The sequence below is a fragment of the Flavobacterium sp. DSR3-2 genome (assembly GCF_049896525.1).
Classification (GTDB): domain Bacteria; phylum Bacteroidota; class Bacteroidia; order Flavobacteriales; family Flavobacteriaceae; genus Flavobacterium.
Genome location: NZ_JAFCUM010000003.1, coordinates 106033 through 127393 on the forward strand (window position 1 = coordinate 106033; position 21361 = coordinate 127393).

Genomic DNA, 21361 nt, shown 5'->3' on the forward strand with positions numbered 1-21361 from the left:
AATTTTAAATTATAAGTTATGAATTATGAGTTTAAAAACGTAATAATTCTATTATTTAATCTTTGAATAAAATTATAAATGAATAAAATATACAATCCAAAACCAGAAACGTGGTCCTCAATTTTAGAGCGACCTACTAAAACTGTGGATGACATTGAAGCTACTGTAAAAGAAATCTTTAATGAAGTTCAAAAGAAAGGAGACACAGCTGTCGCGAAATATACATCACTTTTTGATGGTGCCAAAATCGATTCTATTGAAGTTACTAAAGCTGAAATTGACCAAGCAATCGCATCAATTTCTACCGACTTAAAAGAAGCGATTGCTCTCGCAAAATCAAATATTAAAAAATTCCATATTGCTCAAAAAACAGAAAGAGTAACTGTAGAAACAATCGAAGGAGTAAAGTGCTGGCAGGAAAAAAGACCAATTCAAAAGATAGGATTGTATATTCCGGGAGGAACTGCACCTTTATTCTCCACAGTTTTGATGTTGGCTGTTCCTGCGGAAATTGCTGGCTGTAATGAAATTGTTTTGTGTTCGCCACCGGATAAAAACGGAAATATAAATCCAGCTATTTTGTATGCTGCAGATTTGTGTGGTGTGACTAAAATATTAAAAGTGGGAGGAATTCAGGCTATTGCCGGAATGACTTTTGGGACAGAAACAATTCCGAAAGTGTATAAAATTTTTGGACCGGGAAATCAATTTGTGACCGTGGCTAAACAATTAGCAACACAATTTGGCGTAGCAATCGATATGCCGGCAGGTCCATCAGAATTATTAATTATTGCTGACGATACTGCAATTCCGGCGTTTGTAGCTTCGGATTTATTGTCACAGGCTGAACATGGAGCAGACAGTCAGGTAATTTTAGTTTCTACTTCCAAAAAATTAATTGATGCTGTCGAGGCTGAAATCCAAATCCAAATGGAAACATTGCCAAGAAAAGCCATTGCTGAAAAAGCGATTGCCAATTCTAAATTAATTTTTGTCGAAAATGATAAAATTGCTTTGGATTTAATCAACGAATACGGACCGGAACACTTTATTATTTGTTCAGAATTTGATGATTTTTACAGCAATGGTGTTCAAAATGCGGGTTCTGTATTCATAGGAAATTATACCCCTGAAAGTGCCGGTGATTATGCTTCAGGAACGAATCATACTCTGCCTACAAACGGTTACGCCAAGAATTATAGCGGTGTAAATTTGGATAGTTTTACTAAAACGATGACTTTTCAAAAAATAACTGAAAAAGGAATACAAAATATAGGTAAAGCTATTGAAATCATGGCAGAAGCGGAAGGACTGCAAGCACACAAAAATGCAGTTACATTACGATTAAAAGCGATTCAAGATGGAAAATAATTTCGATATAAATAATTTAGTCAGAGAAAACGTTAAACGAATGAAACCGTATTCTACGGCTCGTGATGAATTTAAGGATTTCGACATTGCAGATATGATTTTTCTGGATGCCAATGAAAATCCGTTTGAAAATGGTGTAAACCGTTATCCGGATCCGCAACAAATGAGTGTAAAAGAGGTTTTGGTAAAACAAAAATCTGTTAAAACGGATCAAATTTTATTAGGGAACGGAAGCGATGAAGTGTTGGATTTGTTATTTCGGGCTTTTTGTGAACCAAAAAAAGATAATGTAATTACTTTGCCACCAACTTACGGAATGTATGGCGTTTTGGGTAATATCAATGCAGTTGAAAATCGAGAAGTTTTGCTTTCGGATGATTTCCAACCTCAAATTGAAAAAATTATAGAAGCTGTCGATGAACAAACTAAAATTATCTTTTTGTGTTCGCCAAATAATCCAAGCGGGAATTCCTTTTCGGATGAAAGTGTCGCATATCTTTTGCAAAACTTCAAAGGTCTTGTTGTAATTGATGAAGCTTATATTGATTTTTCGAAGAAAGATAGCTGGAGTAATGAATTAGATGAATATCCAAACCTAATTATCACCCAGACATTATCAAAAGCGTATGGTCTGGCCGGCATTAGATTGGGAGTTTGTTATGCGTCTGCGGAAATAATTTCGGTCTTAAACAAAATAAAACCACCGTATAATGTCAATGAACTGACTCAAAAAAGAGCAATCGAACGATTAGGTGATACAGAAAAAATAAAAGTTGAGATTGAATCAATAATAGCACAACGAGAAAAATTACTTAAGGAATTACTTGATGTGAACTTTGTCGAAAAAATTTATCCTACAGAAGCCAATTTTATTTTGGTAAAAGTGGATGATGCTAACAAAAGGTATGATGAATTGATTGCGAAAGGTATTGTAATTCGGAACCGTACAACCCAACCGCTATGTGACAATTGTTTGCGTTTTACTGTTGGAACTGCACAAGAAAACATGAAATTAATAGTAGCTTTGAAAGAAATGAATTAACCTGAACTGATATAAAATGAAAAAATTAATTTTTACCTTCATTGTTACTTTGTTTTTTGCTTCGCTTGCTTCTGCGCAGGACACTACCAACGTTACAACTGGCAAAATTTATTTTTTGCGTTCTACAGATTTTCAGGGTTCAGCAGTTGCTTTTAAAACTTTTGTAGATGGTGCTTTTGTGTGCAAATTGAATAATAAAAATTACTCCGTACATGAAGTTGCTGTAGGAAAGCATAATTATTTTGTTAAAGGTGGCAGAAAGTAGCCAGGCGAAAGTGCTGAAAAATTTCTAATTTAAGTTGAGCCAGGTAAAATAACTTATGTGCAACTTGTATTTGAAACCGGGATGTTGATAAACAATGTATACTGTGAAGAAGTAACTGAAAATACAGCTAAACATAAGATGGTCGAGATGACCGAGGATAGCAAATGTTTTCAATATTTAAAATAGAGAGTGGTTGCTTAGCGTGAGGGATAGCAGTGGAGCTCTTTTTAGAGCAGAGGAACGAGGCTGTAAAAAAGCGGGAACGTATAGCCCGACCCACAGGGACACGCCCAAAAAAATTGATTATTCATACAAGAAGAAAATAATAGACAAATAGCTAATTTAAAATAGCATAGCGCATCGTAATTAAATGAAGAAAATACTTTTTATAGACCGTGACGGAACAATGGTTTTGGAACCAAATGATTATCAGTTAGACAGTTTCGAAAAATTAGAATTTTATCCAAACGCCTTTCAATATTTAGCTAAAATAGCTCAAGAATTGGATTTCGAATTGGTAATGGTTACCAATCAAGATGGTTTGGGAACGGATTCTCATCCCGAAATCAACTTTTGGCCAGTTCATAATTTTATTATGAAATCGTTTGAAAATGAAGGGGTTGTTTTCAAAGAAGTGTTTATTGACAAAACTTTTCCATACCAAAATGCACCGACTCGCAAACCTTCAACTGGAATGTTGACACAATATATTGACAATCCGGAATATGATTTAGCAAATTCATTCGTCATTGGAGACAGAATAACGGATGTTGAATTAGCAAAAAACTTAGGTTCAAAAGCGATTTTTATTGATACAAATGAAGCTTTGGGAGGAGATGAGATTTCTTCAAAAAGAGGAGAATTGGACTTCGTTATTGCTTTGCAAACTACCGATTGGAAAGTAATTTATGAGTTTTTGAAATTAGAGGAGCGTTCCGCCTCCATCGAAAGAAATACGAACGAAACGGATATTTATATCAAATTGAACCTTGACGGAACCGGAAAAAGTAAAATTGAAACCGGGATTGCTTTCTTTGACCACATGCTCGACCAAATCGCCCGTCACGGACAAATGAACTTAGAAGTTCTTGTAAAAGGAGATTTAGAAGTGGATGAACATCATACGATTGAAGATACAGCAATTGCATTGGGCGAAGTTTTTGCAAAAGCATTGGGAAATAAATTAGGAATAGAACGTTACGGTTTTTGTTTGCCAATGGACGACTGTTTAGCACAAGTGGCAATTGATTTTGGAGGCAGAAACTGGCTGGTTTGGGAAACCGAATTCAAACGGGAGATGGTTGGGAAAATGCCGACGGAAATGTTTTTTCATTTTTTCAAATCGTTTTCGGATGGTGCCAAAGCCAACATTAATATCAAAGCAGAAGGTACAAATGAGCATCACAAGATTGAAGCCATCTTTAAAGCTTTTGCAAAAGCGATAAAAGTAGCAGTAAAACGTGATACGGAAAAGATGATTTTGCCTTCGACAAAAGGAATGCTTTAAAAAATTATGAATTATAAATTATGAATTATTGGACGTTACTTCTAAAATAAAACTTAATTTATTAATGGTTGAATGAAATGAAAATTGTAATCATAAATTACGGAGTAGGAAATATTCAAAGCATAAAATTTGCTATTGAAAGATTAGGTTTTGAGGCTGTTTTGAGTAATGATTGGAAAGAAATTAAGGCTGCGGACCGGGTGATATTTCCAGGTGTTGGCGAAGCTAGTTTTGCGATGAAAATGCTTATTGACAGTGGTCTTGATGTATTAATCCCAACTTTAAAACAACCCGTTTTAGGGATTTGTCTGGGCATGCAATTGATGTGCAACAAATCGGAGGAAGGAAACACAACGGGTTTGGGTATTTTTGATGTTGATGTGATTAAATTTACGCCAAAAGTAAAAGTACCTCAAATGGGCTGGAATCAAATTTACAACTTGAAATCACTTTTATTCAAAGAAATTAATGAAAACGAATACATGTATTTAGTACATAGTTTTTATGTGCCAATTTGTCTCGAAGCCATTGCAACAACTAATTATGAAGTTGAGTATGCATCAGCTCTTAAAAAAGATAATTTCTACGGAACACAATTTCACCCAGAGAAAAGTGGTGACGTTGGAGAACAAATTTTGGGTAATTTTTTAAAATTATAAATTAGGTTGGGTCTTTATGACTTTTGACTTTTACACTTTAAGACTTAAATAAATGAGAATAATACCTGCAATAGATATCATAGACGGAAAATGTGTTCGCTTGTCAAAAGGCGATTACAATACCAAAATTATATACAATGAAAATCCGCTTGAAGTGGCCAAATCATTTGAAGCACACGGAATCGAATATTTGCACTTGGTTGATTTAGATGGAGCGAAGTCAAGCCAAATTGTCAATTATAAGATTTTGGAACAAATTGCTTCTCAAACCAAACTGAAAATTGATTTTGGTGGTGGATTAAAATCGGATTCCGACTTAAAAATCGCTTTTGAAAGTGGTGCGAATCAAATTACTGGTGGAAGCATTGCCGTTAAAAATAGAGAACTATTCGAAAAATGGATTGCGCAATATGGTTCGGATAAAATTATTTTGGGGGCAGATGCTAATAATGAAAAGGTAGCAGTTTCTGGTTGGTTAGAAGATTCGAATGAAGATTTAATTCCGTTTATACAAGAGTATCAAAATAAAGGAATTGAATATGTTATTTGTACGGATATCGCCAAAGACGGTATGCTTGAAGGACCTTCTTTTGAATTATACGATAAAATTTTGGGGGAATCCAACGGCATAAAATTGATTGCTTCAGGAGGAATCTCAACTTTTGATGAATTGCCAAGGCTAGCCGAATTAGGTTGTGAAGGAACAATAATCGGAAAAGCAATTTATGAAGGACGAATTTCGTTGAAACAATTGGAACAGTTTATAATTAGTAAATAGTCAAATTCAGAGCATAAATTATGATAACTTGTTACGTAAAATATATTATTGACCCTTTTCAATTGGATATTTTTGAAGAGTATGGTAAAAGATGGATTAAATTAGTTAACCGTTTTGGTGGACAGCATCATGGTTATTTTTTGCCGTCTGAAGGAGCAAATAACGTTGCATTTGCAATGTTTTCGTTTGCTAGTTTATCCGAATATGAAAATTACAGAAGACTAATTTTAGAAGATCAAGAATGTATCGAAACGTTCAAAATTGCAGAAGATTCAAGATGTATTTTAAGTTATGAACGAACTTTTTTACGCCCAGTATTTGAATAATAAGACTTTTAACAACAAACAGATATGCTTACAAAAAGAATTATACCCTGTCTTGATATAAAAAACGGAAGAACCGTAAAAGGTGTTAATTTTGTGGACTTACGTGACGCAGGAGATCCGGTAGAATTAGCCAAAATATATTCGGATGAAGGCGCGGACGAATTAGTCTTTCTGGATATTTCTGCGACGGAAGAAAGAAGAAAAACCTTGGTTGAATTGGTACGGAAGGTTGCTTCAACGATTAATATTCCTTTTACCGTTGGTGGTGGAATTTCTTCTATTTTGGATGTAGAAATATTGCTTCAAAACGGAGCTGATAAGGTTTCCATCAATTCATCAGCGGTTAAAAATCCGCAATTGATTAATGATTTGGCACAGAAATTTGGAAGCCAGTGTATTGTTGTCGCTATTGATGCCAAACAGATAGATGGAGAATGGATTGTGCATTTAATGGGAGGGAAAATACCAACTGAATTGAATTTATTTGATTGGGCCAAAGAAGTGGAGCAAAGAGGCGCAGGCGAAATTCTGTTTACCTCAATGGACAATGACGGAACTAAAAATGGGTTTGCAAATGAAGCTTTGGCCAAACTTTCTGAATTGGTTAATATTCCAATAATTGCTTCTGGTGGCGCAGGAAACATTCAACATTTTAAAGACACTTTTCTGGTAGGAAAAGCCGATGCAGCATTGGCGGCAAGCGTATTTCATTTTAAAGAAATTGAAATTAAAACATTAAAAAAAGCGCTTAAAAACAATAATATCGAAGTACGAATTTAATTTTTTTTTGACTTTAATACATTAGACTAAAAATATGAACATAGATTTCTCAAAAAATACTGACGGATTAATTCCTGCTATCATTCAAGACAGTGAAACCAAAACGGTTTTGATGTTGGGTTTCATGAATGCTGAAGCATACCAAAAAACAGTTGACACTAAAAAAGTAACATTTTATAGTCGAACTAAACAGAGACTTTGGACAAAAGGAGAGGAAAGTGGAAATTTTCTAAATTTGATTAACATCAAAAACGATTGCGATAATGATACATTATTGGTACAAGTAAAACCAGAAGGACCAACGTGTCACAACGGAACTGATACGTGTTGGGCTGACGAAAATAAATCCGATTATGGGTTTCTGACGGCGTTAGAAGATACTATTCAACTTCGAAAAGAAAATGCGGATTCCGAAAAAAGTTATGTGGCTTCGTTGTTTAAATTGGGAATGAACAAAATTGCACAGAAAGTAGGCGAGGAAGCGATTGAAGTGGTTATAGAGGCCAAAGATGATAACGATGATTTGTTTTTAAGCGAAAGTGCTGATTTGCTTTTTCATTATCTTATTTTATTGCAAGCCAAGGGATATAAGCTGAATGACGTTGTTGAAGTGTTAAAAACGCGTCAAAAATAGAAATTCCTTTTAGAGAATTTAAATTCATAAAACCCAATAGTAAATAATTATACTATTGGGTTTTTCTTTTTTCTTTTATTTCAAATGCCAATCCACTATATTTACTATTATTTTACAATAAAAAGTCCCCCAATACAAGTGATGAATACAGATAATACCACCTTTAATCCAGATGTAAACGATTCCATAATTAATACAGGACTATACATAATTCTGACAACTGACGAAGATGATTCTCGACCGGTTTATATTTCAGGAAATTTTAATAATTGGCGCACACAGGACAAAGAATTTGTAATGCAAAAGATTGGAAATGGTTCGTATCATTACAAATTCCCTCATGACTTTGATTATCCTAAGGTGCTTTTGTATAAATTTACAAAAGGGGATTGGAGTGAAGTTGAAATTGACAGTCATGGAAATCGTACCGAAAATCGTTCAACATTAGCGTATACTGGCGTACAAAATGAACATGTTGCCAGATGGAGGAAAAACTGGTTGCCTTATAAACAATCGTATTTGCCACAAGTTCAGTTGATATCAGATGAATTTAAAATCCCGCAACTTAATAAAATCAGGAAAATTTGGGCACTTTTACCACATGATTACGATAATTCTAGTGAGAGTTATCCGGTAATGTATTTGCAGGATGCCCAAAATTTATTCAATGAAACAGCCGAATTTGGAAACTGGGAAATTGACAAAAAACTGGCAGTCATGTCCGAGTATAAAATTGGAAAAATCATAATTATTGCTGTTGAACACGCTGAGGAAGATCGTATAAAAGAATATAATGTAGGAAAAACAGTTTTAGGAAAAGGACAAGGAAAGAAATACATCCGTTTTGTGACTGATACGCTAAAACCTTATGTAGACAGTAATTTTAGAACCAAAAAAGAACGTGAATTCACAGGAATAGGAGGAAGTTCGATGGGCGGATTAATCAGTATTTTTAGTGGTCTCAGGAATCCCGAAACATTTGGTAAACTGATGATTTTTTCTCCATCACTTTGGGTGGTTCCGGAGTTAAAAATTGATGCAAGGAAAGTAAATACGACCGATACTAAAATTTATTTATATGCTGGTGGTGATGAAAGTAAAACGATGATTGAGCACGTCAAAAAGTTTCAGGATGATTTAATTTCCAGCCACTTTATAGAAGATAGATCCCAAATTAATTTAAGTATTAACAGGCAGGGAAAACACAGCGAAATATATTGGAGTGATGAATTTCCTAAAGCAATTGAGTGGTTATTTTTTAATACAAAAGATTCTTAGAGACGCAATCTATAGCAACTCAATCTTAAGAATAAAGCATACACAGTAACATTAAATTTAATCAAAAAGCTTTAAAAATTAAAGAAAATGACAACAAGAACAGTAACAAATTTAGATAGTTTTTCAGGTACAATTTTGATTCCGGTTTTTGAAACCTATTCAAAAAGTATTGTTCCCATTGCATTTAATGGATTGAAAATTGCTTCTAACGTTTTTTTTGGAAAAAAAGACACACACTACTTAGCCGAAAAAAATGACAATACTTATGTCTTTATTGGTTTGGGAAAAACAATTGATTACAAATCTTTAAAGACTATTTTTAGACGTATTTCATCGAAACAAAAAGAAAATTTCAGTTCGAATGTTGCTTTAGTTATACCGGAACAATGTATTGAAGAACAGATTGAAGCGATGGTATCCGGTTTGCTTCTGGGAACGTATAATTTGGGTCATTTTAAATCTGAAAAAGAAATACATCCTTTTTTAAATCCTGAATTCACATTGACTTTGGTAAGTGAGAATGATTATTTGGCTGCAGCCAAAAAAGGAATTAAAATTGCAAAAGCACAATTGAGTACTTTTAATTTGGTCGATTTGCCACCAAATACAATCAATCCGAAATACTTAGCGAATTGGGCCAAAGAAACGGGAGAAAAATACGGATTTGATGTAGAAGTTCTCGGGTCTGAAGCTTCAAAAATAGTTGGTCTCGGCGCATTTTTAGCAGTTGGAAAAGGAAGTGAAAATGAACCACAGTTTATTATCATGAATTACACTCCCGTAGCTGAAGTTAAGCACATGAAACACGTTGGACTTGTTGGAAAAGGAATCACATTTGATACTGGTGGAATAAATATAAAAACAGCTGGAATGGTTCACATGAAATGTGATATGGCAGGTGGTGGCGCAGTTTTTGGCGCGATGCAACTGATCGCTGATTTACAATTACCTGTAAAAGTAACTGCAATTGTTCCTTGTGCTGAAAATGCAGTGGATGGCAAATCATTTTTACCAAGCGACGTAATTCACAGTTACAGCGGGCATTCTATAGAAATTATTGATACGGATGCTGAAGGGCGACTTATTTTAGCAGATGGATTATCGTATTTAATTAAAAATTTCAAACCAGAATATATTGTTGATATTGCTACACTTACCGGAAGCAGCGTGGCTACTCTTGGTTATGAATGTGGTGCTTTGTTTACCAATAATGAAGAAATGGCGAAGAAATTGCAACAAAACGGAGATGCAATTGGAGAACGTTTATGGCCTTTACCACTTTGGGATGTATATAAATCAGATATTGAAAGTGATATTGCCGATGTGAAAAATTATAGCGGAAAAGCAGTTGCGGGAGCCATAAGTGCTGCCAAATTTTTAGAATATTTTACTGAGGGACACAAATCTTGGGCACATCTGGATGTTGCAGGAGTGGCATTTGGAGATGATGAATTTGCTAAAAGTAAGCACGCAACAGCCTTTGGTGTTCATTTATTGACTAAATTCATTGAAAATTTATAAACAATGGAAAACTGTAAAACCTTTCTTTGCATTTCAAATTATTTCAAAGGTGCCGATTTTTTAATTAATTTAAAAAAGTTAGGCAACAAAGTCTATTTAGTGACGAGTGAAAAACTGAAGGATAAACCGTGGCCCCATCAACATATTGATGAGATTTTCTATATGGAAGGTCAGGACGTCGATTGGAATTTAGAACATCTTTTGTTAGGTGTTGGGAATTTCATGAAGTCCACAAAAATTGATGCCATTGTAGCTCTGGATGATTATGACGTGGAAAAAGCAACATATTTAAGGGAAAATCTCCGTATCGACGGAATGGGACAAACCACAGGACGTTATTTTAGAGATAAACTCGCCATGCGTATGAGAGCCAAAAGTTGTGGGATACCCATTCCTGCTTTTTGTTCGTTATTTAACGATCATGACATTAATACTTTTGCTGAAACTATCGAAGCTCCATGGGTTTTAAAACCTCGTTCCGAAGCTTCGGTAACAGGAATTATAAAAATACATGACAAAGAGAGTTTGTGGATTCATATTAATGAAATGGGGAATAATAGATTTAAATATTTATTGGAACAATTTAAACCAGGCGATGTGTATCATTGCGATAGTTTAATTTCGGACAGTAAAGTGATCTTTAGTTTGACTTCAAAATATTTATCCACACCAATGGAAATTTCTCAGGATGGTGGTGTTTTCCGTTCGGCAAATATTAGATACAATTCAGAAGATGATATTGCGATAAAAAAGTTAAATGAACAAGTGATGAAAGGTTTTGGATTGAAACATGGAGCCGCTCATACTGAATTTATTAAAAGTAATGAAGATGGTAAGATTTATTTTCTGGAAACATCTTCACGCGTGGGAGGAGCACATTTAGCAGAGATGGTTGCCGAAGCTTCCAATATTAATTTATGGAAGGAGTGGGCAGCAATTGAAAACGGATTAGTAAAAGCGGATAAATATGTTTTGCCAAAAGTAAAAAAAGGGTATGCCGGAATCGTTCTGACGTTGTCAAAATTCCAGCACCCTAATTTATCATCTTTTTCAGATCCTGAAGTTTGCTTTAAAGTGCCATTGGAATATCATGCAGGATTAATTGTAAAATCAGATAATCAGCAGCGTGTTTTAGAACTTTTAGAAGATTATGGCAATCGTTTAGCCAATGATTTCACAGCTGTGGTAGAACAAATAAAAATAACAAATTTGCATTAAATGCTTTTGCCGAATTAAAAATAGCGATTGTTTCAATAGAAATAGTCGCTTTTTTATTTAAAGTTTAGTTAAAGTACAACGACACAGTTTTTTATATCTTCGTTGGAATTTTAATATTAAATAATTACTTCCATTTCTACATCAAATGAAAAAAATAATATTTCTTTTTAGTTTTTTAGGATTTATAAGTTGTAAATCGTTTGATCAAATAAGTCAAATTGAACCTCAAAAACCGATTCAAAATGAATATTTTACTGTTGCTTTCGGTTCCTGCGACGACCAAAAAATTAAAAATGAACTTTGGCCAGCGATAGATGAAAATCATCCTTCTGTTTGGATTTGGGGAGGCGATAATGTGTATTCCGATACATCAGACATGCATTTTCTTAAAAATAATTATGATATTCAGAAACAGGATTCTGATTATCTCAAATTTATTAAAGACAAAATCGTTTTAGGAACGTGGGACGATCACGATTTTGGTGTGAATGACGGCGGGGAAGAATATCCTTTTAAAAGAAAAAGTCAACAGTTATTATTAGATTTTTTAGGAACTTCAAAAAAGGCTCCGGAACGAAAAAGAGACGGAATTTATACTGCAAAAACCATTGTTGTTGATGGAAATAAAGTCAAAATAATTGTATTGGATTCTCGTTTTTTTAGAACAGCACTTACAAAAGCGACCGATTCAAAAAAGCGTTTTCAACCCAATAAATATGGTGAAGGAACAGTATTGGGAAAGGCACAATGGAATTGGCTAAAGAAAGAACTTAGAAATTCCGATGCTCAATTTAACGTCATAGTAAGCAGTATTCAGTTTTTATCCGATAAACATGGTTTTGAAGCCTGGGGAAATTTCCCTCATGAAATAGAAAAATTAGAGCAATTAATAATTTCCACCAAAGCTCAAGGTACTTTTATAATATCGGGAGATCGTCATATTGCTACATTTTCTGCCAAAAATGTTGCTAAATTAGCGTATCCGTTAATAGATTTTACCTCGAGTGGATTGACACATACTTATACTACTTTTTCTGGTGAAGAAAATCCTTATGTCAAAGGAGCAGTGATAAAAGATATCAATTTTGGATTATTAAAATTTGACTTTAAAAACAATAAGGTAATTATGGAAATTAGAGGAAAACAAAATAAATTGCTTCAAGAATATGTTCAGATATATCCCGGAAAATAAATTTAAGGAATTTTATTTCTATAATTTGAAGTCTATTTTTGTCCAAAATAAATTCATTATGAAAAAACAGTGCAGTCTTATTTTTATCTCATTTCTCATCTTTAATGGTGTAAATGCGCAAGGCCTTCTAGATACAAAAGAAGAAATATTTACTAGACAAGATACGATACGTGGCAGTGTTACCAAAGAAAGAGCTTGGTGGGATGTAAAAAACTACCATCTTGATATTAAAGTAAATCCCGCAGACAGCACTATTTCTGGTTCGAATACCATAAAATATCAGGTATTACAGGAATACAACAATATGCAAATTGATTTACAGAATCCCATGGAAATTTTTAAAGTTATTCAAGATGGAAAATCTTTAAAATACAGAAGAGAAGGAAATGCATTTTTTATTGAATTACTTGCTCTCCAAACAAAAGGTGCAATAAAAGAACTAACCATACATTATGGAGGAAAACCAAAAGTTGCGGTAAATCCGCCATGGGATGGAGGAATCACTTGGAAAAAAGACAATAATGGTATGCCTTTTATTTCTTCTTCATGTCAAGGATTAGGAGCGAGTGTTTGGTGGCCAAACAAAGATCACATGTATGACGAAGTGGAAAATATGCTGATTAGCGTAAATGTTCCTAAAAATTTGACAAATGTATCGAATGGACGTCTGACTAGTGTTAAACAACTAAAAGACGGGACAAAAACCTATAATTGGTATGTGTCAAATCCAATTAATAATTATGGCGTAAACATAAATATAGGAGATTATGTTTCATTTTCAGAAAAATATAAAGGAGAAAAAGGGATTTTGGATTGCACGTATTATGTTTTGAGAGACAATTTGGCGAAAGCCAAAAAACAATTTCAAGATGTTCCAAGGATGCTAAAGGCTTTTGAGCACTGGTTTGGGCCGTATCCTTTTTATGAAGACAGTTACAAACTTGTTGAAGCTCCATATTTAGGAATGGAACATCAAAGTTCTGTAACTTATGGAAACAAATTTCAAAATGGTTATTTGGGTCGTGATTTGAGCGGAACGGGTTGGGGATTAAAATTCGATTTTATTATAATTCACGAATCTGGACATGAGTGGTTTGCCAATAATATCACATATAAAGATATTGCTGATATGTGGATTCACGAAAGTTTTACAAACTATTCTGAAAGTCTTTTTGTCGAATATTATTATGGAAAAGAAGCAGGATTTGAGTACGTGAGAGGAACCAGAAAAAATATCCAAAATGACAAACCAATAATCGGAAATTACGATGTAAATAATGAAGGTTCAGGCGATATGTATCCTAAAGGCGCCAATATGATTCACACGATACGCCAATTAGTAAATGATGATGAAAAATGGAGAGGGATTTTAAGAGGTTTGAACAGTACTTTTTATCACCAAACGGTAACTACAAAACAAATTGAGAATTATATGAGTCAAAAAGTCGGACTCGATTTATCAACTGTTTTTAATCAGTACTTACGAGACACCAGAATTCCTACACTGGAATATTTTTTCAAGGATAATCAACTGTGGTATCGCTGGACAAATTGTGTAGCTGGTTTTAATATGCCCGTCAAAGTAACTCTAAACGGAAAAGAAGAATTGTTGCAACCGGAAATAAAATGGAAGAGTCTTCCAGCAAATACTGAAAATTCAAAATTGGAAACAGACAAAAATTTTTATGTCGCCAGTTTTGATATAACAGAGTAAATCCAGAAATTAAGGCCTAAATTTTATGAAGGTATCTTTTATTTTAAATAAAGAATGAAAACTTTTATGATTTTTACAGTAAATATAAAACCGCAGAATTGAGTGATTTGGGAAAAAAATTATTGGGAGCAGAGAAGTGGTAATAAAAAAGGGATACTAACATATCCCTTTTTTAAATTTATTTTTCGTTAAAACTATTTAGATCAAGTTTTTCCTAATGTATTTAAAACTTGTTGCAGCAGACTCTATTGGATTTGGTTTGTAATTTGATTCGTGTTCCAAAAAGAAACGTTTCATCCCAGCAAGTTTAGCTTGAGCAAAAATCGATTTAAAATCTATAGTTCCAGTTCCTATCTCTGCATTCCAATCTGGATTAACTTTATCCATATCTTTTACATGCCACATAGAGAAACGTCCGGGATATTTTTGGAATAATTGCAGTGGATCATTTCCAGAGCGAACTACCCAATATAAATCCATTTCAAAATCAACTAAGTTTTTATCAGTTTCATTTAATAAAATCTCATATCCATTGGTTGAACCAAATTTAGTAAATTCAAAATCATGATTGTGATAGGCTAATTTCAAACCTCCTTCTTTACAAAGTTCTCCTACTTTATTAATTTGTAAGGCTAATTTTTTATAGGCATCACCAGTAGTTCCGCGCAATTCTGAAACGATATATGGCACCGTCACATATTCACTTCCTAACTGATTTGCGGTTTCTACATAATATTTTACAAGATCAGTGGAACCATCTTTGATCATCGAATTGAAATCGAAATGATTACTCGTTGCTTTTAAACCGTTATCATCCAATATCGATTTAAAATCGCGCACTGAAGTTCCAAAAAAGCCTTTATCTACTAAATAACCAAAAGTTTCCACTTCGCAAAATCCAGCTTTACCAACTTGAGCTAAAACACCTTTAACATCTTTTGGTAACGTGTCACGCAAGGTCCATAGTTGAATTCCGATATTTCTACTTTTTGAGTCAAAAGCAAATGTAGGAGCAAGTGCTAATGCGCCTAGAGCCAAACCAGTATTAATTAAAAATTCTCTTCTCTTTATCATGAGTTGTTTTTTAGATTGGTTAAATATCACAAATAGTAATAGCTTGTTGTAGTGCGGCTAATTTGTCCGGGTTTTTTGGTACAAATTCTTGTCCTACATAACCTTTAAAACCAGTTTTTGCAATTGCTTTCATAATTGCGGAGTAATTTAATTCTTGTGTATCATCAATTTCATTTCGTCCCGGAACGCCGGCCGTATGATAATGTGCAATATATTGATGATTGTCCCTTATGTTTCTAATCACATCACCTTCATCGATTTGCATGTGATAAATATCATAAAGAAGTTTAAAGTTTTCTGAATTCAAGCGTTTTGCTAATGCTACTCCCCAGGATGTTCTGTCACATTGGTAATCTTTATGATCAATTTTGCTGTTTAGCAATTCCATTACTAAAATCACATTATGCTTTTCAGCCAATGTAATTAGTTTTTGCAAACCGATAACACAATTGTTCCATCCTTCTTCATCAGTTATTCCTCTTCGGCTTCCGCTAAAGCAAATTAGGTTTTTATAACCTGCTTTTGCTACCATCGGAATCATTTCAGTGTAGTTTTTTAATAGCGTTTCGTGGAATTTAATATCATTAAAACCATCTACTAAATTAATCTCTGCACCGTTGCACATGGTAGAAACAAGATCATATTTCTTCAATGTTGGCCAATCTTTAGGACCTACTAAATCAATCCCGGTAATTCCCATCTTTTTAGATTCGATGCAAAGAGTATCTAAATCTATGTCATTAAAACACCACCGAGAAACGGAGTGATTTATATTTCCTTTTAATTTACCCAATTGTATTGCTGTTTCTTTTTTTGGCATAGCCAAAGCAGAAAATCCAGAAGGAATTCCCATCGCAACTGTTCCGGCTACTATTCCTTTTATGGCAGATCTTCTATTTAAATTAGTACTCATTTTTAATTTTTATACAGCAGAAGTGGATTCTTCTCCCTTGTTTTTTTCATTAAATAAAAGTGCAAAAAGTAAGAACACTGCCATAGCAATTCCAGCAGGAATAATCCATACCATCTGCCAGTTTACAGCACCGTCTGCCAGCTTATAATTATCTGTAATATAACCTGCAACAGCAAAACCTATTAGCATACCAATTCCATAGGTAGCTAATGTAATGAGACCCTGAGCAGCACTTTTATATTTTTCTCCCGCTTTTGAATTGGTGTAAATTTGACCCGATACAAAAAAGAAATCATAACAAATACCGTGAAGCGCAATACCTATAATTAACATGAAACTTAAGTCTCCACCATTGCCGTAAGCAAATAAAACGTATCGAATTGCCCAAGCTAACATCCCGATTAAAATCGTTTTTTTGAAACCAAAACGCGTAAAGAACACAGGAATCAATAACAAGAATAAGGCTTCCGATATTTGTCCAATTGCCATTTTCCCCGTCGGATTTTCAACACCTGCTTCAGTTAAAAAGAGATTAGCATTTTGATAATAAAAAGCAAGAGGAATACAAATTAGAATAGATGAAACGAAAAATATTGCAAAGTTTTTATCTTTCAATAATTTTAAAGCATCAAGACCTATAATATCTCCAATTTTTATTTTTTCATCATTAACTTTTGGTGGTGTTTTTGGTAATGTAAAGCTAAATAAGCCTAATATAAAGGCAGCAACACCAGCTAGTAAAAAAGTATTTTTAAGTAAACCTGAACTTATTCCTTCAGCAGAATCCCAATGAAATAAATAACTGATTGAAAGTCCCGCAATGATCCAACCAATAGTTCCCCAAACTCTAATGTTAGAAAACTCTTTTTCCGGATCTTTCATTTGATTGAAAGAAACTGAGTTGACTAAAGCCAACGTTGGCATGTATAAAATCATGTAACTTAAAACATAAGTGTAGAACATTCCAACTTCTTCCGATTGATACATTTGATACATTAAAAAGGCACCTGCGAGATGAAGAATTCCCAAAATCTTTTCTGCATTAAAATACCGGTCAGCTATTAAACCTATGATGAAAGGTGCAACAATGGCGCCCCAGGATTGCGTAGAAAAAATAGCGGCAGTTTCTGAACCCGATGCTTTTAAGTTATTTCCCAGAAATGTTCCAAGGGTTACAAACCATGCGCCCCAGATAAAAAATTCTAGGAACATCATTATGGATAATTTTATTCGGATGGTGCTATTCATTGGTTGGATAATTTTTATTTTGGTTTGGTTAGTTTTCGTTTTTTTTAATACTTTTTATTCAATTACATTCCGGCCTCGCATCCGGTTGTAATTTTCATAGTATTCCATTCTTTAATCATGATGTTTCTGAACCAGACATTGTCACCGTGATCTTGCAAAGCAATTTTTCCTTTTTTGAAAGCTGCAAAACCAGGCCAAGTAGCAAATTTACTGCCGGCAACTAAATTTTTGAAATTAGCATCCCAAAGTGTTGTTTCAACAACTTTTACACCATTAACTAACATTGTAAGTTTTCCGAATTTACATACAATATCAACAGAATTCCATTCTCCAACAGGCTTTACCGGTTCTGAAGTACTTTTTACTAAATCATACAAATCACCAGCTCTGTGTTTTTCAATTTTACCGTCAGGGTGACCTTCATTATCTAACACTTGCATTTCAAGACCTGTTTCATAGGTATTTTTAAATTTTGTCAAATCCTCGTTAACGAAGAAAATAATACCACTGTTCGCATTTGCTGCTACTTTCCATTCTAATTTCAAATGAAAATTCTCGTATTCAACATCAGTTACAAGATCGCCTCCTTGACCATTCTGGGCAGCAGTAGGATCAAAATGCAATATGCCATTTTCAACTTTCCAACCTGAACCAGCTGTTTTTTTTCCGTAAGAATGCCATCCTGCTGTGGATTGTCCATCAAAAATTGATTTAAATCCTTTGGCTATTGGTGCTTGTTGTGCATTTGCGGTTTGAATCATTAGTATAACAATTAATGAGGTACAAATATTTTTAATCATTTTTAAGTTTTTGAATTAATAATTAATCTTGTTTATAAAGTTAAAGCTTTCCAACCTTGGCGATAGTCTCGCTTCACAAATTGATTAACTTCGTCAAAATTGGTTATTCTCATGGCATCATTATCCCATAGTAATTTTGCTGAACGGCCCGGATACACTTCTTCTCCAAGCTCTTCTCTCATTACATCATAACCTCTGATAGCAAGATTTGCCATCAATAATGCTTCTGTTAAAGGACCTGCAATTTCAAAAGGAGAACTTAACTCTTTTTTTCCATAACCTGCAATTGCTGCTTCAATCCATTGCTTGTAATGTCCTTCGGAACCATCAATCACTCTTGCGTATTTTTGAGCAACTTGTAAATTTTCATTTTTGCTTAGAGGAAGCAAACGCGGATTTAAACCATAAGTATCACACATCATTATTCCTTTTGTACCTGTGAACAATGTTCCATTTCCGCCATCGCCAAAAATTTCATTCGAACCTAATTCAGAAGGTCTTTCAGGTTGGATTCCTCCATCCATCCAGTGGACTGCAATGTCACCATTAGTTTTTTCAGTTTTTGGAAAAGTTAATGTAACGTGACTAGAAGGTGGACAACTCTCAGGAAAATATCCTCTTTGAAATTCATCTACGTATACAGAACCTACACTACATTGTACATCTTTGGCATATTTTAAGTTTAATACACTAAAAGGAGCTTCTAGCAGGTGACAACCCATATCTCCTAAGGCACCAGTACCATAATCCCACCATCCTCGCCAGTTGAAGGGCACTAATTTATTTACATACTCTTTGTAAGGAGCGGTTCCCAACCACAAATCCCAATTTAATTCACTTGGAATATCGGCTTTATTGGCAGACCACGGAATACCTTGAGGCCAAACCGGGCGGTCTGTCCATGCATGTATCGTATGAACATCACCAATTAAACCTGCATCATACCATTCTTTCATTATTCGGGTACCATCATTTGAGGCACCTTGATTTCCCATTTGCGTAACCACCTTATATTTTTTGGCAGCTTGAGTCAAAATACGAGCTTCGTAAATATCATGTGCCATAGGTTTTTGAACATATACATGTTTGCCTAATTGCATAGCAGCAAGCGCTTGTATAGCATGGTTATGGTCCGGAGTAGAAACTGAAACTGCATCGAAATTTTTATGTTCTTTGTCTAACATTTCGCGCCAATCCGTGTAAAATTTAGCTTTAGGAAATGCATTTACACTTGCAGCGGCTCTTCTGGTATCAACATCACATAAAAAAGAAATATCAGCTTTTCCACTGCTGGCGAACATAGCGATATCAGATTTACCTTTTCCGCCAACGCCAATACTGGCTATTGATAAACGATCGCTTGGTGCAACGAATCCTCTTCCTAAAACATGACGGGGAACAATCATAAAAGCTGCGGCAGCTATAGCAGTTGTTTTTATAAAATCACGACGGTTATTTGTGATTTTATCTTCTTCTTTTTGTTTCATTTATTTTTAATCTAGTTTGGTTAATAGCAATAGAATAGTGTCACATCATAACTTTATATTCTGCATAATAACGTTATACAGAATATATAAAAGCGTCTTTTGATTTATTTTTTTAAGGATAAAATATACTTTGCCATCGAATTTGCATCATTCTTTTTAAGCGAAGCATGTGCAGACATAGGTATTGTTCCCCAAACTCCTGAACCACCTTTTATTATTTTACCAGATAAATAAGTAATATTTTTATCGTTCGAAGGATATTTTTTTGCAATATCTAAGTAGGAGGGGCCTATTAGTTTCTTGTCTAGTTTATGACACCCGACACAATCCGATTTAGCGATTAATTTTTCACCATCCGATGTTTGAAAAATCGCTGTTGTTTTTTTAGTAGCTTTAATATATTTTGTATCTAAATTATCATTAGAAAATGAGGTTAAGCTAATTAAAGCAACCCCAAAAAGCAAATATTTTAATTTCATTTTCATTTATATTTAAGTTTTATAATCCTAAGTTTTTTTTGTTAAAAGCTTTATTTGTTTCCACAGCAGCAAAATCATCAAATGCTTTGTCGGTAACTTTTATGATATGATTTTTTATAAATGCAGCGCCTTCTCTAGCGCCATCCTCTTGATTTTTAATGCAACATTCCCATTCCATAACAGCCCAGCCTTTGTAATCATATTGTGCCAGTTTGCTAAAAATAGTTTTAAAATCAATTTGACCATCTCCAGGGGAGCGATAACGTCCTGCACGATTTACCCAACTTTGATATCCTCCAAAAGTTCCTTGCTTTCCTGTAGGATTAAACTCGGCATCCTTTACGTGAAACGCTTTTATTCGTTCATGATAAAAATCAATGTATTGAATGTAATCTAACTGTTGTAATACAAAATGGGACGGGTCATATAACAAACACGCTCTGGAATGATTATTTACGGCTTTTAAAAACATTTCATAGGTTTCCCCATCAAACAAATCTTCGCCAGGGTGTATTTCATAACAAAGATCGACTCCATTTTCGTCAAATTCATTTAAAATTGGTAACCAGCGTTTGGCTAATTCAGCAAAACCATCTTCAACTAAGCCGGGCGGCCTTTGAGGCCACGGATGAAAATATTGCCAAAGTAAAGAACCACTAAAGGTGGCATGAGCATTTAAACCTAAATTTTGGGATGCCTTAGCTGCATATTTTAATTGTTGGACAGCCCATTCTTGTCTCGCTTTTGAATTTCCATGAACGTTTACCGGAGCAAAAGCATCAAAAAAATCATCATAAGCGGGGTGAACGGCTACTAACTGTCCTTGCAGATGCGTAGACAATTCTGTAATTTCCAGTCCATAAGAAGCGATGGTACCTTTAAGTTCATCTGCATAGGTTTTGCTTTCGGCGGCTTTTTGTAAATCAATGAAACGGGTATCTAATGTTGGCAATTGAATACCTTTAAAACCTAAATCAGCGGCCCACTTACAAATCCCATCTAAAGAATTAAAAGGCGCTTCATCACTTATAAATTGGGCTAAAAATACTGCTGGACCTTGTATTGTTGTCATATT

At 34.3% G+C, this 21361-nt stretch carries 21 protein-coding genes; 14 read left to right on the top strand and 7 right to left on the bottom strand.

Annotated elements, in window-relative coordinates:
* The first annotated feature begins 78 nt into the window (after window positions 1-78).
* From hisD to ACP7AV_RS06220, 14 genes are all read left to right on the top strand, one after another.
* A complete protein-coding gene (hisD, locus tag ACP7AV_RS06155; protein WP_426091179.1) occupies window positions 79-1371 on the top strand; it encodes a histidinol dehydrogenase in 1293 nt (430 codons plus the stop codon).
* Window positions 1361-2413, top strand: coding sequence for a histidinol-phosphate transaminase (gene hisC, locus ACP7AV_RS06160; protein ID WP_426091180.1), 1053 nt, complete (start codon window positions 1361-1363; stop codon window positions 2411-2413). Before hisD ends, hisC begins: the two co-directional genes overlap by 11 nt.
* A 16-nt stretch (window positions 2414-2429) precedes the next feature.
* The gene (locus ACP7AV_RS06165) at window positions 2430-2678 is read left to right on the top strand and encodes a hypothetical protein (RefSeq protein WP_426091181.1); all 249 of its coding nucleotides are present in this window, start codon (window positions 2430-2432) and stop codon (window positions 2676-2678) included.
* A gap of 370 nt (window positions 2679-3048) precedes the next feature.
* Window positions 3049-4185, top strand: coding sequence for a bifunctional histidinol-phosphatase/imidazoleglycerol-phosphate dehydratase HisB (gene hisB, locus ACP7AV_RS06170; RefSeq protein WP_426091182.1), 1137 nt, complete (start codon window positions 3049-3051; stop codon window positions 4183-4185).
* Window positions 4186-4262: 77 nt separating this feature from the next.
* Window positions 4263-4844 (top strand): imidazole glycerol phosphate synthase subunit HisH, encoded by a 582-nt coding sequence (hisH, locus tag ACP7AV_RS06175; protein ID WP_426091183.1) that lies wholly within the window; start codon window positions 4263-4265, stop codon window positions 4842-4844.
* Window positions 4845-4896: 52 nt separating this feature from the next.
* Window positions 4897-5622: a 1-(5-phosphoribosyl)-5-[(5-phosphoribosylamino)methylideneamino]imidazole-4-carboxamide isomerase gene (hisA, locus tag ACP7AV_RS06180; RefSeq protein ID WP_426091184.1), complete on the top strand. Its 726-nt coding sequence runs from the start codon at window positions 4897-4899 to the stop codon at window positions 5620-5622.
* A gap of 20 nt (window positions 5623-5642) precedes the next feature.
* On the top strand, window positions 5643-5948 hold the full coding sequence (locus ACP7AV_RS06185; protein ID WP_426063721.1) for an NIPSNAP family protein: 306 nt from the start codon (window positions 5643-5645) through the stop codon (window positions 5946-5948).
* 24 nt (window positions 5949-5972) lie between these two features.
* On the top strand, window positions 5973-6728 hold the full coding sequence (gene hisF / locus ACP7AV_RS06190; protein WP_426091185.1) for an imidazole glycerol phosphate synthase subunit HisF: 756 nt from the start codon (window positions 5973-5975) through the stop codon (window positions 6726-6728).
* Between the two features lie 34 nt (window positions 6729-6762).
* Window positions 6763-7362 (top strand): bifunctional phosphoribosyl-AMP cyclohydrolase/phosphoribosyl-ATP diphosphatase HisIE, encoded by a 600-nt coding sequence (hisIE, locus tag ACP7AV_RS06195; RefSeq protein ID WP_426091186.1) that lies wholly within the window; start codon window positions 6763-6765, stop codon window positions 7360-7362.
* A gap of 141 nt (window positions 7363-7503) precedes the next feature.
* Window positions 7504-8640: an alpha/beta hydrolase gene (locus ACP7AV_RS06200; RefSeq protein ID WP_426091326.1), complete on the top strand. Its 1137-nt coding sequence runs from the start codon at window positions 7504-7506 to the stop codon at window positions 8638-8640.
* Window positions 8641-8727: 87 nt separating this feature from the next.
* A complete protein-coding gene (locus ACP7AV_RS06205; protein ID WP_426091187.1) occupies window positions 8728-10161 on the top strand; it encodes a leucyl aminopeptidase family protein in 1434 nt (477 codons plus the stop codon).
* A 3-nt stretch (window positions 10162-10164) separates the two neighbouring features.
* Window positions 10165-11379 (top strand): ATP-grasp domain-containing protein, encoded by a 1215-nt coding sequence (locus ACP7AV_RS06210; RefSeq protein ID WP_426091188.1) that lies wholly within the window; start codon window positions 10165-10167, stop codon window positions 11377-11379.
* 145 nt (window positions 11380-11524) lie between these two features.
* Window positions 11525-12571 (top strand): alkaline phosphatase D family protein, encoded by a 1047-nt coding sequence (locus tag ACP7AV_RS06215; protein WP_426091189.1) that lies wholly within the window; start codon window positions 11525-11527, stop codon window positions 12569-12571.
* A gap of 58 nt (window positions 12572-12629) precedes the next feature.
* Window positions 12630-14285, top strand: coding sequence for a M1 family metallopeptidase (locus ACP7AV_RS06220; protein ID WP_426091190.1), 1656 nt, complete (start codon window positions 12630-12632; stop codon window positions 14283-14285).
* A 198-nt stretch (window positions 14286-14483) separates the two neighbouring features.
* Here the strand turns inward: ACP7AV_RS06220 and ACP7AV_RS06225 are convergent, their stop codons facing one another.
* The 7 genes from ACP7AV_RS06225 to ACP7AV_RS06255 all read right to left on the bottom strand — a co-directional run bounded on the left by ACP7AV_RS06225 (window position 14484) and on the right by ACP7AV_RS06255 (window position 21358).
* Window positions 14484-15359: a sugar phosphate isomerase/epimerase family protein gene (locus tag ACP7AV_RS06225; protein WP_426091191.1), complete on the bottom strand. Its 876-nt coding sequence runs from the start codon at window positions 15357-15359 to the stop codon at window positions 14484-14486.
* A gap of 19 nt (window positions 15360-15378) precedes the next feature.
* Window positions 15379-16272: a hydroxypyruvate isomerase family protein gene (locus ACP7AV_RS06230; RefSeq protein WP_426063730.1), complete on the bottom strand. Its 894-nt coding sequence runs from the start codon at window positions 16270-16272 to the stop codon at window positions 15379-15381.
* 9 nt (window positions 16273-16281) lie between these two features.
* Window positions 16282-17520, bottom strand: coding sequence for a nucleoside permease (locus ACP7AV_RS06235; protein ID WP_426091192.1), 1239 nt, complete (start codon window positions 17518-17520; stop codon window positions 16282-16284).
* A gap of 62 nt (window positions 17521-17582) precedes the next feature.
* Window positions 17583-18320, bottom strand: coding sequence for a 3-keto-disaccharide hydrolase (locus tag ACP7AV_RS06240; RefSeq protein ID WP_426091193.1), 738 nt, complete (start codon window positions 18318-18320; stop codon window positions 17583-17585).
* Window positions 18321-18352: 32 nt separating this feature from the next.
* Window positions 18353-19807, bottom strand: a complete 1455-nt coding sequence (locus ACP7AV_RS06245; protein ID WP_426091194.1) for a Gfo/Idh/MocA family protein — start codon at window positions 19805-19807, stop codon at window positions 18353-18355.
* Window positions 19808-19911: 104 nt separating this feature from the next.
* Entirely contained in the window at window positions 19912-20286 is a 375-nt protein-coding gene (locus tag ACP7AV_RS06250) for a c-type cytochrome (protein ID WP_426091195.1), read from the bottom strand.
* Between the two features lie 19 nt (window positions 20287-20305).
* The gene (locus ACP7AV_RS06255) at window positions 20306-21358 is read right to left on the bottom strand and encodes a sugar phosphate isomerase/epimerase family protein (protein WP_426091196.1); all 1053 of its coding nucleotides are present in this window, start codon (window positions 21356-21358) and stop codon (window positions 20306-20308) included.
* Window positions 21359-21361 lie beyond the last annotated feature (3 nt).

Excerpts from the sequence above, each read along its gene's own strand:
- ACP7AV_RS06165 (WP_426091181.1), top strand. The coding sequence starts at position 2,430 with ATGAAAAAATTAATTTTTACCTTCATTGTTACTTTGTTTTTTGCTTCG.
- hisD (WP_426091179.1), top strand. The coding sequence starts at position 79 with ATGAATAAAATATACAATCCAAAACCAGAAACGTGGTCCTCAATTTTA.
- ACP7AV_RS06215 (WP_426091189.1), top strand. The coding sequence starts at position 11,525 with ATGAAAAAAATAATATTTCTTTTTAGTTTTTTAGGATTTATAAGTTGT.
- ACP7AV_RS06245 (WP_426091194.1), bottom strand. The coding sequence starts at position 19,807 with ATGAAACAAAAAGAAGAAGATAAAATCACAAATAACCGTCGTGATTTT.
- ACP7AV_RS06200 (WP_426091326.1), top strand. The coding sequence starts at position 7,504 with ATGAATACAGATAATACCACCTTTAATCCAGATGTAAACGATTCCATA.
- ACP7AV_RS06230 (WP_426063730.1), bottom strand. The coding sequence starts at position 16,272 with ATGAGTACTAATTTAAATAGAAGATCTGCCATAAAAGGAATAGTAGCC.
- ACP7AV_RS06240 (WP_426091193.1), bottom strand. The coding sequence starts at position 18,320 with ATGATTAAAAATATTTGTACCTCATTAATTGTTATACTAATGATTCAA.
- hisB (WP_426091182.1), top strand. The coding sequence starts at position 3,049 with ATGAAGAAAATACTTTTTATAGACCGTGACGGAACAATGGTTTTGGAA.
- ACP7AV_RS06210 (WP_426091188.1), top strand. The coding sequence starts at position 10,165 with ATGGAAAACTGTAAAACCTTTCTTTGCATTTCAAATTATTTCAAAGGT.
- ACP7AV_RS06255 (WP_426091196.1), bottom strand. The coding sequence starts at position 21,358 with ATGACAACAATACAAGGTCCAGCAGTATTTTTAGCCCAATTTATAAGT.
- ACP7AV_RS06185 (WP_426063721.1), top strand. The coding sequence starts at position 5,643 with ATGATAACTTGTTACGTAAAATATATTATTGACCCTTTTCAATTGGAT.
- hisH (WP_426091183.1), top strand. The coding sequence starts at position 4,263 with ATGAAAATTGTAATCATAAATTACGGAGTAGGAAATATTCAAAGCATA.
- ACP7AV_RS06225 (WP_426091191.1), bottom strand. The coding sequence starts at position 15,359 with ATGATAAAGAGAAGAGAATTTTTAATTAATACTGGTTTGGCTCTAGGC.
- hisIE (WP_426091186.1), top strand. The coding sequence starts at position 6,763 with ATGAACATAGATTTCTCAAAAAATACTGACGGATTAATTCCTGCTATC.
- hisA (WP_426091184.1), top strand. The coding sequence starts at position 4,897 with ATGAGAATAATACCTGCAATAGATATCATAGACGGAAAATGTGTTCGC.
- ACP7AV_RS06235 (WP_426091192.1), bottom strand. The coding sequence starts at position 17,520 with ATGAATAGCACCATCCGAATAAAATTATCCATAATGATGTTCCTAGAA.
- hisF (WP_426091185.1), top strand. The coding sequence starts at position 5,973 with ATGCTTACAAAAAGAATTATACCCTGTCTTGATATAAAAAACGGAAGA.
- ACP7AV_RS06205 (WP_426091187.1), top strand. The coding sequence starts at position 8,728 with ATGACAACAAGAACAGTAACAAATTTAGATAGTTTTTCAGGTACAATT.
- ACP7AV_RS06250 (WP_426091195.1), bottom strand. The coding sequence starts at position 20,286 with ATGAAATTAAAATATTTGCTTTTTGGGGTTGCTTTAATTAGCTTAACC.
- ACP7AV_RS06220 (WP_426091190.1), top strand. The coding sequence starts at position 12,630 with ATGAAAAAACAGTGCAGTCTTATTTTTATCTCATTTCTCATCTTTAAT.
- hisC (WP_426091180.1), top strand. The coding sequence starts at position 1,361 with ATGGAAAATAATTTCGATATAAATAATTTAGTCAGAGAAAACGTTAAA.